This is a genomic window from Streptomyces sp. NPDC102270, assembly GCF_044766405.1.
Taxonomy (GTDB): domain Bacteria; phylum Actinomycetota; class Actinomycetes; order Streptomycetales; family Streptomycetaceae; genus Streptomyces.
In genome coordinates this window covers 128,709-145,935 of record NZ_JBIWLX010000021.1, presented here as the reverse complement: position 1 = coordinate 145,935, position 17,227 = coordinate 128,709, and the positions used below count along the sequence as shown (strand labels likewise).

The window sequence follows — 17,227 nt, the reverse complement described above, 5'->3', positions numbered from 1 at the left end:
CTCATCTCGAGAAAGGCACATGCAATGAACGACATCCAGCCACCCGCGCACTGGCGCGCCCGAGGCCGCGGCCTCGGCCGCCTGGCCGCCCTGCTGACGGCCCTGGCCGTCATGCTGGGCCTGTCCGGCACCGCCGCGTTCGGCGCCGCCGACGTTCACGGCGCGGCGCTGCACCCGGTCGTCCGCGTCCCGGCCAAGGCCATCGACGCCGTGGCGCAGATGCAGCCCAGCTGGAACCTGGGCAACTCCCTGGACGCCCCCAGCGAAACCGCCTGGGGCAACCCCCTGACCACCAAGGCGACCTTCGACACCATCGCCGCGGCGGGCTTCCGCAGTGTCCGCATCCCGGTGACCTGGAGCAACCACCAGTCCGCCACCGCGCCGTACACCATTGACGCCACCTTCATGGCCCGGGTCAAGCAGATCGTGGACTGGGCACAGGCCGACGGCCTGTACGTCGTGATCAACACCCACCACGACTCGATAGAATGGGTCTCGAACATAACCAAGGACCATGACAACGTCATGGCCCGCTTCAACTCCACCTGGTCGCAGATCTCCGAGGCCTTCAAGTCCGAGCCGCGCACCCTGCTCTTCGAGAGCCTCAACGAACCGCGGTTCCCCGACGTCACGGACGCGCAGAAGACCGCGCTCCTGAACGAGCTGAACGTCTCCTTCCACACCGTGGTCCGCGCCTCGGGCGGGGCGAACGCGACCAGGATGCTCGTCCTGCCCACCCAGGGCGGCGATGGCGCCCAGCCCCTCCTGGACGACCTGTCCACCACCATCAACTCCCTGCACGACAGCCAGCTGGTGGCGACCGTGCACTTCTACAGCTACTACCCGTTCAGCGCGAACCTCGCCGGCGGCACCCTGTACGGCGACATCGCCCAGAAGTACCTGGACGACTCCTTCACGTGGATGCACGACACCTTCGTCGCCAAGGGCATCCCGGTCTACCTCGGTGAGTACGGCCTGTTGACCAGCCCCAACTACTTCCACCCCGAGACCGTCGAGCGGGGCGAGCAGCTGAAGTACTACGAGCAGCTGGGGTACGCGGCGCGCAAGAACGGCGTCACCACCGCCCTGTGGGACGCCTTCAACTACCTGAACCGTGAAACGCTCCAGTGGCGTGACCCGGACCTCTTCGCGGCGATCAAGTCGAGCTGGACCACCCGCTCGGGCACGGCCTCCTTCGACAAGGTCTTCGTCTCCAAGTCCGCCCCGATCACCGCCAAGTCGCTCACCCTGAACCTCAACGGCACCCACTTCCTGGGCGTCTGGCAGGGCAACACCAGGCTGCGCCAGGGGCGGGACTACACCGTCTCCGGAACCACGCTGACCTTCACCGCCAGAGCGCTCACCCGCCTGGTCGGCGACCGCGCCTACGGCACCGACGCCACGGTCCAGGCCCGGTTCTCCACCGGGGTGCCGTGGAACATCGACATCGTCACCAACGACAACCCGACGGTGGCGGCGGCCACCGGCACCACCGACGGCCTGACCATCCCCACCGAGTACCGGGGCAACAACCTGGCGACCATGCACGCCACCTACGCCGACGGCACCAACGCCGGCCCGCTCGACTGGACCCCGTACCAGACGTTCAACGAGACGTTCTCGCCCGACTACCCCAACAGCACGATCGTGCTGACCCCCCTGTTCCTCGCCTCGCTGCGTGACGGCGTCACGGCCACGCTGGTCTTCCACTTCTACAGCGGCCAGACCGCCACCTACAAGGTCACCAAGAACGGCAGCACGGTGACGGGCACCGTCGGCTGATCATCCGTCAACCACGCCCCGGCCGTCGGAGACCTCCGACGGCCGGGGCTCCCCGGGCCCCGAGGAGCCCTCGTGGCCGCCCCTTCTATCGATACCAATCCCACGCCCTGGAGCCACCCCGTGCCCACTGTCACCGCCACCGCGGTCATCAACCTCGACATCGAGGGTCCGACGATCAGCCGTCACCTCTATGGTCACTTCGCCGAACACCTCGGCCGCTGTGTCTACGGCGGCTTCTGGGTCGGGGAGGACTCGCCGATACCCAACGAGGGGGGTATCCGCCTGGATGTCGTGCGGGCTCTGCGCGCGCTGAACATCCCGAACCTGCGCTGGCCGGGCGGCTGTTTCGCCGACGAGTACCACTGGAAGGACGGCATCGGCCCCCGGGACCAGCGCCCCCGCATGGTCAACACCCACTGGGGCAACGTGGAGGAGAACAACCACTTCGGCACCCACGAGTTCATGGCCCTGTGCGAGCTGCTCGGTGCGGAGCCGTACATCAGCGGCAACGTCGGCTCCGGCACGGTGCAGGAGATGAGCGATTGGGTGGAGTACCTGACCCGTGACGGCGACAGCCCGATGGTGCGGCTGCGCAAGGCCAACGGCCAGGAGGAGCCGTGGCGGGTGAAGTTCTGGGGTATCGGCAACGAGACCTGGGGCTGCGGCGGCAACATGCGCGCGGAGTATTCCGCCGATCTGGCCCGCCAGTACGCCACGTACTGCCGTGACCACAGCGGCAACTCGCTGTACCGCATCGCCTCCGGCGCGAACGGCGACGACTACAAGTGGACCGAGACGCTGATGCAGCAGATCAGCTGCTTCGGCTGCGAGGCAACGCCCCGCAACTTCTTCCAGGGCCTGTCCGTTCACCAGTACACGGTGATCGGCCCGTGGGAAGCGAAGGGAAGCGCCACCGTCTTCGACACGGACGACTACTACCGCACGATGCTGGAGGCCAAGCGGATCGACCGTATCCTCACCGGCCATTCCACGGTCATGGACTGCTACGACCCGGGCCGCAGGGTCGGGCTGGTCCTGGACGAGTGGGGCACCTGGTGGGACACGGAGCCCGGCACCAACCCGGGCTTCCTCTTCCAGCAGAACGCCCTGCGCGACGCCCTCGTGGCCAGCACCCACTTCGACATCTTCCACCGGCACGCGGCACGCCTGTACATGGCCAACATCGCCCAGACCGTCAACGTCCTCCAGGCCATGCTGCTCACCGACGGCGACGCGCTGGTCCTGACCCCGACGTACCACGTCTTCGAAATGAACAAGGGCCATCAGGACGCCGCTTCGCTCGCCGTGCACCTGCGTGCCCAGGACGCGAGGCGCCGGGTGGGGGACAGCGAACTCGACACGCTCTCCGCCTCCGCCAGCATCAAGGACGGCACGGTGCTGATCTCACTGACCAACCTGGACGCCGAGGAGCACGCCGAGGTGACACTCGACCTGCGCGGCGGCTCCGTCGGCGAGCCGACCGGCCGCCTGCTGACCGCGGACCGGCTCCAGGTCCACAACACCGCGGAGACGCCCGAGGCGGTGGCCCCGCGCCCGTTCGACGCGGTGAAGCCAACCGGCAAGGGAATGGTGCTGACGATTCCCCCGCACTCGTTCCTCACCATCCAGGCACCCGTGGCCCACCTGCGCTGAGGCCTGCCGCGGCGTCTGCGCCCACCATCGACCGAGGGTAAACGTGGCAACCATCCAGGACGTGGCGAAGGCCGCCGGGGTCTCGGCGATGACCGTCTCCAATGTCGTCAATGATCACCCGAACGTGCGCAGGGCGACGCGGGAGCCCGCAACCTGCGCAAGGGCCGGACCGGCATCATCGGTCTCGCCATTCCGGGGGTCAACAGTGCGTACTACGGCGAGTTGGCTGCCGCCATCGTCGCCGCGGCCGTGCGGTACGACCTGCGGGTGAGCATCGAGCAGACCGGTGCGCTGCGCGAGAACGAACTGGCTGCGCTGTCCCTCTCACGCAGCCGGCTGTACGACGGACTCCTCCTCAGCCGCGTGGGCATGGGCTCGGCCGATGCCGAGTGGCTCAACGTCGACTACCCGGTGGTCATCCTTGGTGAGCTGATCATCGGGGCCCGGTGGACCACGTCGCCATGTCCAAGGTCGACGCGTCGACGGCGGCCACGCGCCATCTGATCGATCGGGGCTGCCGGCGCATCGCGATCCTGTGCGGGCCGGTGGGTGAAGAGGTGGACGTGTCCAGCCTGCGCCACACCGGATACCGGCAGGCGCTGGAGGACGCCGGTCTGCGGGTGGATCCCGCTCTGGCCCAGAGCATGGAAGCGTTCACGATGCGGGCGGGTGCACAGCACGCCCGGGAGATGGTGGAGAGCGGGCTCGGCTTCGACGGTGCGTTCTGCGTGACGGACACCCTGGCGATGGGCGTGCTGCGCGGCCTCGCCGACGTCGAGGTGCAGGTCCCCGAGCAGGTCAAGGTGATCGGCTTCGACAACGGCGAGAGCAGCGAGTTCCTCGTCCCCTCACTGTCCACCATCGATCCGGATCACGGCGCCATGGCCGAGCGGGCGGTCGCGCTCCTCGCCCGGAGGATCGGCCAGGCCGAGCTCCCGCAGGACCGGGAGGAGTTCGTCAGCCACTTCTCCCTGGTGGTACGGGAGTCGACCGGCGGCCGACCCGGCAGCCGCCCGCCCGACACAGAGCTGCTGACCGGCTATCAGGTTTGGCTGGGAAGACCACTACGACATGCTCAGCGCTTCGGCCGGGCCGTGCTGCCGCGGACGGTGAGGGTCGTGGCGATCTCGGTGCCGCCCTGCTGGACCTCCTCGCGACGGCCGAGGGCGAGCGCCAGTTCGGTCGCGGCGGCTGCCATCTCGTTGAGGGGCTGGTGCACCGTGGTCAGCGGCGGCTCGGCCCATGAGGCGATCGGCAGGTCGTCGAAGCCGACCACGCTCAGGTCGCGGGGGACGGACAGCCCGAGTTCTCCGGCGGCCTGGTAGACGCCGAGCGCCTGCGGGTCGGAGACGGTGACGAAGGCGGTGGGCCGCTCGGGGAGGGCGAGCAGCTCGAGCGCGGCGGCCCGGCCGCCCTCGCGGGTGAAGGGGGAAACGGCCAGCAGCTCGGGATCGGGCGTCAGTCCGTCCTGGGCGAGCGCCGCGAGGAAGCCCGACTGCCGGGGCACGATGACGGGCTGGTCGGTGCCGATGATCATGGCGATGCGGCGGTGCCCCAGGTCCAGCAGGTGCCGCATCGCGGCCTGCCCGCCGCGGAAGCCGGTGGAACCCACGAACGGAACCTCGTCGGGGAGGTCGTCGAGCGGATCGATGATGACGAAGGGAATGCCCGCCGCGGTCAGCTGCTCGCGTTCCTCCGGCGAGAGCCGGTTCACCGCCAGGACGCAGTTCGGCCTGCGGCCGGCTGTCTCCTCGATCGAGCGCCCCGGTGGGCCGTCACCGCGGACCTCGGAGACCATCACCACGGCCCGGTGCTTGCGCGCTGCCCGCTCAACCCCGCGGATGACCTCAACCGCCCACAGGCTGTCGAGCTCACGGAAGACCAGCTCCACGACGTTGCTGCGGTTGCCGACCGGCTTGCGGTAGCCGTGGAGGGTGATGAGTTCCTCGACGCGCGCGCGGGTCTGGTCCGAGACGCCGCCGCGCCGGTTGAGTACCTTGGACACGGTCGGAATGGAGACGCCCGCCGATTCCGCGATGTACGCGATCGTGACGGCGCCCGCTTCCGCCCGGTCGTCCGTCGCCTTCATGCCGTCCCGTTCGTCGTGCCGCCGTGCTGCCGCGGAGGCGCGGTGCTCTGGCGGACCACCAGTGCGGTGGCGATCTCCACCCCGGTCTGGGGCAGTTCCCCGCCCCGGCCCAGCGCGAGCGCCAGGCCGGCGGCGGTGGCTGCCATCTCCCGCAGCGGCTGGTACACCGTGGTCAGCGGAGGATCGAGCAGCGCCGCGACCGGCAGATCGTCAAAGCCTACGACGCTCAGATCGCCGGGAATGGACAGCCCCAGCTCCCTGGCGGCCTGGTAGACGCCGAGTGCCTGCATGTCGGAAGCGGCGAAGATCGCGGTCGGCGGGTCGGGGAGCGAGAGCAGCTGCCGTGCGGTCGCATGGCCGTCCTCGAAGGTGATGGGCGTCCAGGGCGTCAGCCCGGGCTCCGGGGACAGGCCGGCCTCGGCCAGCGCGGCGAGGTGGCCGGCCTGCCGGGCCACACAGTAGGGGTGGTCAGGACCGTTGATCATGGCGATGTGGCGGTGCCCGAGCCCCAGCAGGTGCCGCGTCGCCGCCTGGCCGCCGCGGAAGCTCGTGGAGCCGACATAGGGCGTGCCCTGCGACAGCTCGGTGATCGGGTCGTAGACGACGAAGGGGATGCCCCGCGCCGTCAGCCGCTCGAGCGCCGAGGCCGGGAGGGGCCGCACCGACAGGCAGGGGGCTCCTGCGCGCAGGGGCAGCAGCTCACCGGAACGGGCCGCGAATCCGCTCACCACGAGCCCGACCCGCTGCTCCCGCGCGACGGCTTCGATACCCTGCAGGATCTCCTCGCTCCACATGTTCGTCAGCTCGTGGAAAACCAGCTCGACGAGCTCGCTGTTGTCACCCGGCCGGTCGGCGCCGTGGTGCCGCAGCAGTTCCTCCACGCAGGCGCGGGTGCGCTCCGGCAGGGCGTGGTGGTCGTCCGACGGCGTTTGCGGCTGCGGGGCAGGGGCCGGAGCCGGGAGGTCGGCGGGATCGGTCATGCAGGCGATCGTGATGGAGCTCCGGGTGTCGCCCGGAGCGGCCAGGTCCTCGCCCTCGCCTTTGTCCGTCACATTCGCCTCCTGGTTCACGCCGGTGCGTCCACGACCGCCGCCCTTGCCGGACAGGCCCGGCCGAGGGGCGGCCTGCCTGCCGGGGCCATTGTGGCACTTCAGGGCACCGGGCGGGGATTGGTTCGCCTGGGCGGGACCTTTCGGCAGGCTTCGAGGGCCGGCGCGCCCTCCTGCTGCGCACACCCGCGCGCCGGCCCCGTGGACCGGGCCCGGCGCGCGGGTGTTCCTGCTCGGCTGCTAGGCGATGTTCGCGTCGACCAGCGAGGCCCAATTGCGCTGTGATGACGGGTTCTTGGTGACAGTGACGGTGACCTTGAGGATGTGGGTCGCGGTCGGGTCGAGTCCGTCGGCGGTGAACACCGGTGCGTTCACCCCCTGGCTGGATCTGCGGTACAGGTCCACTGAGGTGGCCGCGCCGCCGTCGACGGAGACGCTCATGATGCCCTGGCCGTTGTAGGCCGTGGAGTTCAGTGCCACGTAGCTGCCCTCGAAGCTCAGGGTGGCGGTGTCGCCTGTGGTGTTGGACCAGGTGTTGCCGCTGCCGCCGGCTCGGTGAAGGTCCGGAGCACGGCGTACTGGGAGCAGAACGACCTTGCGCTCAGGAACGCCGGGCCGCTCACCGCGCTCACGGTGGAGGTGCACGTTGCGCTGACCGGCTCGGTGCAGCAGACCGGCAGCTGGCGGACCCTGCCCAGCGACGACTTCAGCTTTACCATCCAGCAGACCGGACATTCGCTGGTCTACCGGTGGGTGCTGAAAGCCGGACGCACCGTGCTGCCCGGCCAGCACGTGTTCGCCGTCCAGTTCAACCACGCGACGGGTACGCGCAGCGCCGCAGGCGACAACTACCGCGTGGACGCGCAGGGGCAGGCGGGCGGCGCAGTCTCGGTCTGGGGCGGCTTCGGCGGGCCGATGACCGCCGCCGCCGGAGCGGAGACCGACGGCCGGGGCGCACTCCCCGGGTGGGCGGTGTCGCTGCCGGCCGTCGGTCACTCATTCACGTGGTCTCACTTCCCGTGCAAAGCCCTGCGGCGATGTCCGCGAAGCACCAGGACGCTTCCGGCGATGATGGCCAGCAGGCCACCGAGGGCGCTGTAAGTGACCGTGCTGCTCACCCCGGTGGAGGCCAGGCTGCCGGACGCCAGGCTGCCGGACGTGCTGCTCGGGGTCGGCTGGGCGACGGGTGCGCCGGTCCCCGCCTGCGCGCGGGTGCCGATGGTGCCGGAGGCGGAGACAACCGGCGCGGCGGGGGCAGTGTGGCGGCGGCCGACGGCTTGTGCACGCCGGCAGTCCCCGATGCGGGCTTCAGCTGAAGGGTCTCCGTCAGTACCTGCTCCCTCGCCGGCCGGTGCGCACGCACGAGGTCTACCGGATCGTCGTCGACCACGACGAGTCGGTGCTGGAGACCGCGGACACCGTCGTGTTCGCCAGACAGGAGCCCAGCGAGCACCTGCTCACGACCGGCACGCTCCCCGGGGAACTCGCCGCGGCGTTGGACCGGATAGGGCCGCGGACCCGCATCGTCAGCCTGTGCACCTCGGCCTTCCTGCTCGCGGCGGCCGGTCTGCTGGACGGCCGGCGGGCCACCACGCACTGGGCGCTGTGTGACGCGCCGGCGCGGCTGTTCCCCGACCTCGAGGTCGATCCGGACGTGCTGTTCGTTGACAACGGACGCATCCTGACGTCCGCCGGCGGAGCGGCCGGCATCGAACTGGGCCTGCACCTGGTCCGTCTGGACCACGGGGCGGCGGTGGCCTCGGCGGCCGCGCGGCGCTGCGGATGACGTTCTTGCCCGGCCCTGTCCGCCGGGGGTTCCGCCGCCTCCGCGCGAGGACACTGCGCCCGGCAGGACCGTGAAAACCGGCCGAAACCCTCACCGAAGACGTCCGCTTGATACAGCAGCGAGGTCAAACATCAAACTCAGCGCCTACCGCTCTAATCAGCCGCGCGGAAAGGTGGCCCATGCGGTGATGGCGAAGCCGTCGCCGTCTCGCCGGGCCTCGGCGGCCCCGTGCCCCGGCCAGTGGGCCGGGATGATGAGCTCGCGCAGCTCGGCGGCGCGGGAGAGATAGGCGCGGCGGGTCTTGGCCGCGAGCCGGAGGTCGTCGCAGAAGCAGCTGTTCCAGCCGGGTTCGAGGACTTGTACGGGGCTGTGCAGCATGTCCCCGACGAAGACGGCGCGGTCGGTGCCCGAGCGCAGCGTGAGGACGGAAGAACCGGGGGTGTGGCCCGGTGCGGCCTCCAGCAGCAGGTTGTCGTCGATGCGGTGGGTGTCCTCCCACAGCACCGCCTGTCCGGCGTGGTGGATGGGAACGATGCTGTCGTTGAACACGAGCTTGCTGCCCTCCCAGCGGAGGCGTTCGTGCTCATCGCGCGGCTTCCGGCTGCGACCGGGGCTTTCCGGGTCGAAGTACAGGTTGTCGGCGATGGGGATCAGGTACGTGGCGTTGGGGAAGGTGGGTACCCATTGACCGTCACGCAACTCGGTGTTCCAGCCGACGTGGTCGTAGTGGATGTGCGTGTTGACGACGACATCGACGTCCTCGGGCTCGACGCCGGCCTCGCGCAAGCGGGCGAGGTAGTCGGTCCGTAGTCCGGCGAACTGCGGGATCTGCGGGCGCTCCCGGTCGTTGCCGACCCCAGTGTCCACCAGGATGGTCCTGCCCTCACTGCGCAGGACCCAGGTCTGGATGTGGCAGCGGTAGGCGTCGTCCGCGGGCGTCCAGAAGTCAGGCGCCAGCCACTCCTGGTTGCGCCGCCAGGTTTCCTCATCGCTGTCCGGGATGATGAAGCGGGTGGTGCGGATGGGGCCGGACCACTCGATGACGCGTGTGATCTCGACGTCGCCGAGTGAAATACTGGGTGCGGGCACGGTGGGTCCTTTGAAGAGCGCGGCGGGTCGGATGCAGATACGGTGGTCGCGTGGCGGGCGGGTCAGGCAGGCTGCGCCTGACTGTCCGACACAGGTGCGTAGCGAGCCAGGAAGCTGAGTACGGCCTCCTCGATCACCACTTCCGCGTCGGGCGGGACGGCGGTCTCCTCCTCGAAGGCCATGACCCTCGGCCAGACGAGAAACTCCTGGATGAGGCCCATGAATTGGCGCGCCGCGAGGTAGGTGTCCGGGCAGCGCAGGCGGCCGCTGCGGACCAGATCGTCGAGGCTGCCGACGAATGCTGCCACGACCGGACCTTTACCCAGCCGGTAGAACTCGTCCGCGATCCACGGCAGACGGCCCGATTCGGTCACTACGAGCTGGGCGAAACGAATCTGGTCCGTATCGGCGGCGAAGCGCTGGAGCGACTGGGCGAACCCGCGCAGAACCTCCTCAGCGCTCGCGCCGGCGTCGCACTTGAGAAGCCGTCGGTCCGCGTTTGCGAACGCCGACCAGTGGTAGCGGATCATCTCCCGGAAGACCGTCTCCTTCGACCCGAAGCGGTTGTAGACGGTCTGCCGCGACAGGCCGGCGCGCTCGGCGACGCGCTCCAGGGTCACCCCGTCGTAGCGGTCGGCCAGGAAAAGCTCCTTCGCCGCCGCGAGGATTTTCTCGTCGGAGGCCGACCTGCGGCGTCCGGACTCCTTGGCGAGGACGTCATCCACCCGTGTGTCCATGTCCTGTCTTTCTTCCTTCTCCGGCTCTACCCTTTACTTGACAGTACAGTCCAATTCCTCACTCCGTAAACCCCGAACGCACCAGTTGCAGGGAGCGGCGACGTTCGGCAGGACACCGCCCCGGTCGGCCACCCTGCGGGTCTGTCCGACGGAGCATGTGATGGCCTCACGTTGGAGCCATTGCTCTGGTCGTGGCGGGGCGCGTCGTGGCTGGGCGCGTGCGTGGGTGCCCTCCACGGGGGCGACGAACTCGACCGTCCGGCCAGTACTTCTCCTGCGAGGCCGGCGGGAGGCCAACCCGATGACGCCTTCCGCGGGTTCGCAGCCGGTTCGACACCAAGCGCGGACCGGACACCGAAGCGCTGACCCTTCGTGAGCAGGAGATGCGCGCAGGAACTCCTCGTGGAAGGGGTGGGCCCCGCCCCAGAGGAACCGGACGCAGTGAGGGTCGGCCGCGGGGCGGGGCGCGAGCGCGGCCGGTACGAACCCGCCCCGGGCTTTCGGGAGGCGTATGAGTAGGCCCGGTCCGCCGGCGGCAGGCCGCAGGAGCCGTCGGCGTCGCCGACCATGCCCCGAGGGAATTCCAGGGTGCAGTCGGCGGGCACTTCGGCCGTGCCGTCGACGGTTGTGCCGTTACTGGTCATGCCGTCTGCGGCCGTGGGCGGTGAAGCTGCCCGGCAGGCAACTGGGCGGGCGCGGGGTTCAGGCGCGGCGGGCGGGTCCACGATGTGGCGCGGTTCGGCCTTCAGCGGGAGCCAGGCGGTGATGGACGCGATGTGCTCGGCGAGGACCTCTGACCCGGCGGGCCGGGCAACTGGGCCTTGCTTCGTCCCACTCGGGTGCGGCGGTCGACAGCCCGCCCCGGCCCACGTCGGCCTGTGGTGCGTAAGCACCAGGACCCGTATGCGGCTGGTCCGAGGGCACCAGGGGAAGTCGGCGGCGGCGGACGATGCCAGGGCAGGGCACCGCAGGCGAGTGTGGGAGGCGCGTGAATCTCGCGCATTCCCCTTGCCTAGCAGCGTCTGGAGTGATCAACAGGTGGCTAATGGGACGTCCACGCCCGAAGCTGTCGTTTCCTCGGCCCGTATCGGGAGACCGTCCATCGGTGCCCTCGGCATCCTGGCACTCGCCCTTGGCACCCTGCAGTCAGTGGTGGAGCCCGCGCTCCCGCTGCTGCAACGGGAGTTGGGGGTCAGCAATGCCGAAGGGGCATTGGTCGGCAACGCATTACTCATCACCGGCGCGGTCATCACACCCGTCGCAGGCAAACTGGGCGACCGCTACGGCGGAAAGCGGGTGCTGGTCCTGCTGATGGCCGTGGTCTCGGCCGGTGGTCTGTTGGCCGCCGTGGCGCCGAACCTGCCGGTGTTGCTGCTCGGTCAGGTGTTGCAGGGCGTCATGGTGGGTGCGCTGCCCCTTTCCTTCATCCTGGTGCGCAAACACCTCCCGGCACGAGAGTCACAGGTGGCGATCGGGCTCGTAGTCGCGCTGTTCACGGGCGGCGCCGTGGTGGCGATGCTGTTCGCCGGGCGGATCGCCGAGGGAATGTCATGGCATTGGATGTTCGCGACACCGACGATCGTGATCATCGCGACGACGTTGGTCGTGGCTCGGGTGATGCCGCATGATCCACCGATCGAGTCGGACAACAGGATCGACTGGCCTGGCGTTTTTCTGCTGAGCGGCATGTTGCTCACCTTCATGCTCGGGCTCGTGACGGTGACGAGGGACGGCGGCCTGCCGCTACTCGCGGTCGGTGCCCTCGCGGTGGGCGTGGCCGCCCTTGCGACCGGGTGGGTCGTCGTCGAGCGCCGGGCAGCCTCGCCGATGGTCGATCTGCGCCTGCTGACAAGGCCCGCAGTGCGGAATGCGTTCGTGTTCACCTTCGTCATCACCATCAGTTCCGGGATGGTGGTCTTTCTTCTCCCGCAGCTGTTCGGGATATCAGGCGATGGGTACGGCTTCGGGGCCGGCACCACCGACATCGGACTGTTCCTGCTGCCCGGCACCATCGCCGGGTCGGTGAGCGATTCGGTCGGCGGGATCGCGGCGCGGCGTTTCGGTCCGCGCGCCGTGGTCATCGTGGGCACCGTCGTCACGGCGGCCACGATGATCGCCCTGGCGGCGCTGCACACCGCGGAATGGCAGCTCGCCCTCGCGAAGGTGCTGACCGCGTTCGCCGCGGGCATCGGTACCACGGCGTTGCTGGCCAGCACGGCCACCGCCGTCGAAGCCAGGGACACCGGCATCGCCACCAGCCTGCTCGTGGTGACCCGCGTGATCGGCGTTGCCCTGGGCGCCCAGGGCGCCGGCGCGATCCTCGACGCCGGGGCCGACCCGAAGACGGGCCTGCCGGCCGAATCGGCCTTCGTCACAGGGTTCGCCGTCGCCGGCCTCGCCGCCGCACTGTCACTGCTCGTTGTCCGTATCACGAAGAAGGGAATCCAGGCATGACACCCAACGGTCCGTCGATGGACGTGAGTACAACCGCGAAGCGCAAGATCCTCATCTCCGGGGCCAGTATCTCCGGGCCCGCGCTCGCATATTGGCTGCACCGGGCCGGTTGCGCGGTCACCGTGGTGGAGAAGGCCGGTGCACTACGCGACGGTGGTTACCCGATCGACATCCGCGGTACGGCGATAGAAGTGGTCCGGCGGATGGGGGTACTGCCGCAACTGCAGGACGCGCACATCGACTCGCGTCGCGTCACTTTCCTCCGCGCCGACGGCAGTGAAGTGGCCTCGCTCACCCCGAGCGCCGTCGCCGGCAGTGTCGAGGGACAGGACCTCGAGGTCAGTCGTGGGGATCTGGCCGCGACCCTCTACGCGCGGGTCCGAGACGACGTGGAATTCCTGTTCAACGACTCCATCGACACCCTCGACCAGTCCGGACAAGGCGTCGACGTTACGTTCCGCAGCGGGCAACGGCGCACGTTCGACCTGGTGGTCGGCGCCGACGGTATGCACTCACAAACCCGGGAGTCCCTGTTCGGCCCCGAAGTACAGTTCCACCGCTACCTCGGCTACTGCTTCGCCATCTTCACCATGCCGAGCACCTTCGGGCTCTCCCGCGAGGTCATGATGTGGAACGCCCCGGGGAGAGCCGCGGCGCTCTACGCCGTCGGGGACAACGACGAACTGCACGCCTTCCTGAACTTCCACCTACCACAACCGCCCTTCGACGCCCTCCACAATCCCGACGCCCAGCGGAACCTGGTCGCGAGGGCCTTCGCAGGCGCGGGATGGGAGGTCCCCGGCATGATCAACGCCATGCGCGACGCGGATGACCTGTTCTTCGACACAGCCGGTCAGATCCGTATGCCCCGCTGGTCCAGCGGACGCGTCGCGCTCGTCGGCGACGCCGCGTACGCCCCCTCGTTCCTCACCGGACAGGGCTCGAGCCTCGCGCTGGTCGGTGCCTACATGCTCGCCAACGCCCTTGCCGCGAACCCGGACTACACTGCGGCCTTCGCTGCCTACGAACGCGGCGTCCGCGACTTCGTAGCCATGAACCAGGCACTGGTCGACAACGGCGCGGCCACGCTCTTTCCCACCACGGCGCGGGCTTTGGAGCAACGCAACACGAGGCTACGCAACCTCGTCACCATGCCCTCCGCGCCGGCACGACCGGCCCACTCAGCCCTTACGCTGCCGGACTTCGTCCAACCGTCGTGATTCCACGGTTAGTCGCGGTACGTCAGCGCAGCCGGAATCGGTGCGCGGGGGTCTTCGGTGCGCCTGTGGCCGTGCGACCTGTGGCGGGCATGTGGGTGATGGGTCGTGGCAGGAACGACCACGTGATCGGCACCCACCACACCAATTGGTGACGGGCATGTCTGCCGAGCCGTTACGGCTGTCGGGGGCGGGTCGGCTGAGAAGGTAGTGCGGCAAACGCCGGACTTCTCCGTCCGCCCCGCCGACGGCACGGGTTTGGTGGAGGCGCGTCCGAATGAGCGCGGGTGGGTGGCCGACGCCGGATCGGAGCGTTTTGGCACACCGGCGGGTAGTGTTCGCGCGGAAGTGGCTGAACCCCTGCGGGGACTGGTGCGGGGATGAGCCGGCGGGTCTCGGAGGGCGTGCCCGAGGACGGCGAAGGTCCTCGGGGAGCGGGCCGGTGAGGCGGAGTTGGGGGTGGGTGGCAATGACCGGCCAGGTCCACGCCTGTCCTGGAACACCACCGCCTCCCCGGATTCGGGTCGCGGTCACCGGACAAGTGCTCGAGCTCTCGCCAAGCCCGGCCGGCCTCCTGGTGCACCCTCGACGGGTCCACCACCTACTACACCAGCCGCTAGAGATCGTCTTCAAAGGTCAGATCCAGAGCAGGATTGAGGCGATGGTGACGGCGGCTTGGTAGGACTCGCGGGTCTTGTCGTAGCGAGTGGCCAGCCCGCGCCACTGCTTGAGGCGGTTGAAGCAGCGTTCGACGACGTTGCGGTGGCGGTAGATGCGTCGGTCGAAGCCGGGTGGCCGGCCGCCGCGTATGCCGCGGTTCAGGCGGCCGAGGATCTGGTTGTCAATCCCCTCGCAGCGTGGTGACGATCTATGCAGCCAGTCCCTCGGCGAGGGTGGCTCGGTAGTCGCGTTCGTAGTCGATCGGGCTCTTGAACCCGCACACGCTGTGTAGCCGCCTGGCGTTGTAGAAGTCGGTGATCCAGGTGGCGATCCTGATGCGGGCCTCGGTGCGGGTGCGGAAGGCATGCCGGTGGACGTACTCGACCTTCAGCACGCTCTTGAACGCCTCGCTCACGGCGTTGTCGAAACATGAACCGACCCGGCCCATGGACTGGGTCACGCCGAGTCTGCGGCACGCCCGCCGAAAGCGCCGAGACATGTACACGCGGGTACAACCCGATACGCTTGCTCACCTGGAGAGTGCTTCTTTCCGTGCAGCCAACAGGATCCTAGACAAGTCCCATCGTTGCAGGTCAGGAGCACTCTCCGCTTATTTGATCAAGACGTGGACGGGCACGCTCATGAAAGCGTGAGGCTAGGCGCCGGGCAGTCGGAAGAGGTGTTCGGCGTTGCGGTGCGTGACCTTTTCCCGTTCTTCGGGTGTGAGGTCGAGTTCGTCGAGAAATTCCCGCGCGCCGTCAAGGTGCAGGTAGGGGTAGTCGACCGACCAGATCAGCCGGTCGAGTCCCACCACGGCGCGGACGAAGTCGAACTGGGGCCGGTGGAACATCCCGCTCGGGGTGATCCAGACGTTCGAGCGGTAGGCCTCGGTGAAAGTCTGTGACAGTCCGGTGTCGCCGGGAGAGAGGACGTCGTCCAGGCGGCTGAGGTAGAAGGGGACCATCTCACCCCAGTGACCGCTGATGACCTGCAGGTCGGGGAACCGTTCGAAGACCCCGCCGAGGATGAGCCGCAGTACGTGGATTCCTGCTTCGTGGTGCCAGCCCCAGCCGCCCAGCGAGAGTTCGGCGGTCACCTTGTCGTTGAACCCCGCGTAATAGGCCTGCTGGACTTGGGGGACCGGATGGAACGGGTGCACGTAGAGCGGCACCCGTAGCGCGGCGATCCGTTCCAGGACGGGCTGGTAGACGGGATCGTCGAGGAACCCGGTACCGGGGCGTCCCAGGATGAGGACTCCACGGAGGCCGAGGTCGGTCACGGCGCGCTCGAGCTCGTCCACGGCTGCGGCCGGCTGTTGCCAGGGCAGCGCTGCCAGCCCTTCGAGCCGGCCTGGGTGGGCGGTGACCGCCTTCGCGAGCCTGTCGTTGGCCGACCGGCAGAGGCGGATCGCCTCGTCGCCGGGGACCAGTTGTATCGGGCTGGTCCAGGAGACGATCTGCATGTCGATGCCGTGCTCGTTCATCCGCCGGATGCGCTCCTCCCCGAGGTCGGTCCCCAGGCGGATCGCTTCCCGCATGTCGACGGCGGGCCGCCGGCCAGGACCCGGCTGGACGGGGGAGGAGCTGGAACTCTGTGAGCGCATGTACGGCGCTTCACGGGCGAGGACCGGGCCGGCCGCTTCGGCGATCGCTTGATCGATGGCGTGCTCTTCGATGCAGATCAGTGTCATGGATCTTCCTCTGGGATAAGGACCCAGGCACATATGACCGGGACCGGGCGACCGCGAAGATCGCCACGACCGGCTTCCGGACCTGGTGCCGAGACGCTCGAGCGACCGAACCGCCGCTCAACGGGCCAACGCGGGCTTGACGGTCTCCGCGGCGAACTCACGGAAAGTGGTGGGCGTGGTGTTGCCGGCTGTGCGCGGCATCGCGTTGTTGATGCCGCGCTCGCCCGCGAGATCCATGTCCATCATGGACTGCGCCATCGCCTCGGAAACGCCGCGGCCGGTGAGGAACTGCTTGAGGGCGGCGCGGTCTGCGAGTTCGTACCGGATGGGAGTGCTGAGGACGTCGGTCAGGATTTCGGCGATGTCCTGGTAGGAGAGGTCTTCGCCGCCGAGGACCTCGACCGGGTCCAGCCCGGTCCACGTGTGGTCGAGGAGGTACCGGGCGACGAGCGCCGCGATGTCCTTCGTCGCGATCCACGGCATGCGGAAGTCGGCTGGGAGGGTGCCTGAGATGACGCCGTTCCTGATCGTGCCCACCTGCCGGAGGACGTTGTCCATGAAGGTGGGCAGCGCGAGCGCGCGCACGTGCGCGCCGGTGCTGCGGAACAGGTCCTCCATCGCGTGCGACGCGGAGATGTGACCTGCGTAGATCTGCGATCCGCGCCCGAGTGCGGAGACGATCACGACGCGCGGTACCGCATGGCGTACGACGGCGTCGGCGCCCGGGATGGAGGCCGTCACGTATGCCTCGTAGGGACTGCTCGCGGTCGGGGCCGCCGGCATGAGCCAGAACAGCGAGTCGGCGCCGTCGAGTGCACGGTCCAGGACGTCGCGGTCGCGGTGCGATCCGACCACGACCTCGGCCCGTTCCCGCACTTCGGCGGGCAGCTTGCCCGGGTCCCTGACGATGAGGCGGACCGGCTCGTTCTGCTGGAGCAGCGTGGCGACGAGCTTGCTGCCGATCTGCCCCGTGGGGGCGGTGATGACAATCATGGATGATGACTCCGATCAGCGACAGCCA

At 68.9% G+C, this 17,227-nt stretch carries 16 protein-coding genes and 2 pseudogenes; 8 read left to right on the top strand and 10 right to left on the bottom strand.

The window, feature by feature from the left end:
- Positions 1-24 precede the first annotated feature (24 nt).
- The 5 genes and pseudogenes from ACIRP7_RS36770 to ACIRP7_RS36750 all read left to right on the top strand — a co-directional run.
- Positions 25-1,782 (top strand): cellulase family glycosylhydrolase, encoded by a 1,758-nt coding sequence (locus ACIRP7_RS36770; protein ID WP_398100043.1) that lies wholly within the window; start codon positions 25-27, stop codon positions 1,780-1,782.
- A gap of 120 nt (positions 1,783-1,902) precedes the next feature.
- Positions 1,903-3,435, top strand: a complete 1,533-nt coding sequence (locus tag ACIRP7_RS36765) for an alpha-N-arabinofuranosidase (protein ID WP_403668578.1) — start codon at positions 1,903-1,905, stop codon at positions 3,433-3,435.
- Between the two features lie 88 nt (positions 3,436-3,523).
- Positions 3,524-3,706 (top strand): hypothetical protein, encoded by a 183-nt coding sequence (locus tag ACIRP7_RS36760; RefSeq protein ID WP_403668698.1) that lies wholly within the window; start codon positions 3,524-3,526, stop codon positions 3,704-3,706.
- Positions 3,658-3,939: a hypothetical protein gene (locus ACIRP7_RS36755; RefSeq protein WP_403668575.1), complete on the top strand. Its 282-nt coding sequence runs from the start codon at positions 3,658-3,660 to the stop codon at positions 3,937-3,939. The genes ACIRP7_RS36760 and ACIRP7_RS36755 overlap by 49 nt, the downstream gene beginning before the upstream one ends.
- Positions 3,897-4,367: pseudogene (locus tag ACIRP7_RS36750) on the top strand (substrate-binding domain-containing protein); the annotation flags it as partial. The gene ACIRP7_RS36755 and the pseudogene ACIRP7_RS36750, both read left to right, overlap by 43 nt.
- Before the next feature lie 143 nt (positions 4,368-4,510).
- Here ACIRP7_RS36750 and ACIRP7_RS36745 read toward each other — a convergent pair.
- The 4 genes from ACIRP7_RS36745 to ACIRP7_RS36730 all read right to left on the bottom strand — a co-directional run bounded on the left by ACIRP7_RS36745 (position 4,511) and on the right by ACIRP7_RS36730 (position 7,691).
- Complete coding sequence (locus tag ACIRP7_RS36745; protein WP_403668572.1) at positions 4,511-5,524, bottom strand: LacI family DNA-binding transcriptional regulator; 1,014 nt, start codon at positions 5,522-5,524, stop codon at positions 4,511-4,513.
- Positions 5,521-6,576 (bottom strand): substrate-binding domain-containing protein, encoded by a 1,056-nt coding sequence (locus ACIRP7_RS36740; protein WP_403668570.1) that lies wholly within the window; start codon positions 6,574-6,576, stop codon positions 5,521-5,523. The genes ACIRP7_RS36745 and ACIRP7_RS36740 overlap by 4 nt, the downstream gene beginning before the upstream one ends.
- Positions 6,577-6,813: 237 nt before the next feature.
- Positions 6,814-7,218 (bottom strand): hypothetical protein, encoded by a 405-nt coding sequence (locus ACIRP7_RS36735; protein ID WP_403668568.1) that lies wholly within the window; start codon positions 7,216-7,218, stop codon positions 6,814-6,816.
- A 365-nt stretch (positions 7,219-7,583) separates the two neighbouring features.
- Positions 7,584-7,691 carry a hypothetical protein gene (locus ACIRP7_RS36730; RefSeq protein WP_403668565.1) on the bottom strand — a complete coding sequence of 36 codons (108 nt, stop codon included), beginning with the start codon at positions 7,689-7,691 and terminating at the stop codon, positions 7,584-7,586.
- Between the two features lie 233 nt (positions 7,692-7,924).
- Between ACIRP7_RS36730 and ACIRP7_RS36725 the strand changes: the two genes are divergently transcribed.
- On the top strand, positions 7,925-8,359 hold the full coding sequence (locus ACIRP7_RS36725) for a DJ-1/PfpI family protein (RefSeq protein ID WP_403668562.1): 435 nt from the start codon (positions 7,925-7,927) through the stop codon (positions 8,357-8,359).
- A gap of 156 nt (positions 8,360-8,515) precedes the next feature.
- On the opposite strand, the gene ACIRP7_RS36720 is transcribed toward ACIRP7_RS36725, so the two are convergent.
- Entirely contained in the window at positions 8,516-9,448 is a 933-nt protein-coding gene (locus ACIRP7_RS36720; RefSeq protein ID WP_403668559.1) for an MBL fold metallo-hydrolase, read from the bottom strand.
- A gap of 62 nt (positions 9,449-9,510) precedes the next feature.
- A complete protein-coding gene (locus ACIRP7_RS36715) occupies positions 9,511-10,185 on the bottom strand; it encodes a TetR/AcrR family transcriptional regulator (protein ID WP_403668556.1) in 675 nt (224 codons plus the stop codon).
- Between the two features lie 1,038 nt (positions 10,186-11,223).
- Here ACIRP7_RS36715 and ACIRP7_RS36710 point away from each other — a divergent pair.
- Both ACIRP7_RS36710 and ACIRP7_RS36705 read left to right on the top strand, forming a co-directional pair.
- On the top strand, positions 11,224-12,639 hold the full coding sequence (locus tag ACIRP7_RS36710; RefSeq protein WP_403668553.1) for an MFS transporter: 1,416 nt from the start codon (positions 11,224-11,226) through the stop codon (positions 12,637-12,639).
- The gene (locus ACIRP7_RS36705) at positions 12,636-13,859 is read left to right on the top strand and encodes an FAD-dependent monooxygenase (protein ID WP_403668550.1); all 1,224 of its coding nucleotides are present in this window, start codon (positions 12,636-12,638) and stop codon (positions 13,857-13,859) included. The genes ACIRP7_RS36710 and ACIRP7_RS36705 overlap by 4 nt, the downstream gene beginning before the upstream one ends.
- 633 nt (positions 13,860-14,492) lie before the next feature.
- Here the strand turns inward: ACIRP7_RS36705 and ACIRP7_RS36700 are convergent.
- From ACIRP7_RS36700 to ACIRP7_RS36685, 4 genes and pseudogenes are all read right to left on the bottom strand, one after another.
- Positions 14,493-14,639, bottom strand: a pseudogene (locus ACIRP7_RS36700) (transposase); the annotation flags it as partial.
- 85 nt (positions 14,640-14,724) lie between these two features.
- Positions 14,725-15,015, bottom strand: a complete 291-nt coding sequence (locus tag ACIRP7_RS36695) for an integrase core domain-containing protein (RefSeq protein ID WP_403668548.1) — start codon at positions 15,013-15,015, stop codon at positions 14,725-14,727.
- 156 nt (positions 15,016-15,171) lie between these two features.
- Complete coding sequence (locus tag ACIRP7_RS36690) at positions 15,172-16,206, bottom strand: amidohydrolase family protein (protein WP_403668545.1); 1,035 nt, start codon at positions 16,204-16,206, stop codon at positions 15,172-15,174.
- Between the two features lie 117 nt (positions 16,207-16,323).
- Positions 16,324-17,199, bottom strand: coding sequence for an NAD(P)H-binding protein (locus ACIRP7_RS36685; protein WP_403668543.1), 876 nt, complete (start codon positions 17,197-17,199; stop codon positions 16,324-16,326).
- Between the last annotated feature and the right edge of the window lie 28 nt (positions 17,200-17,227).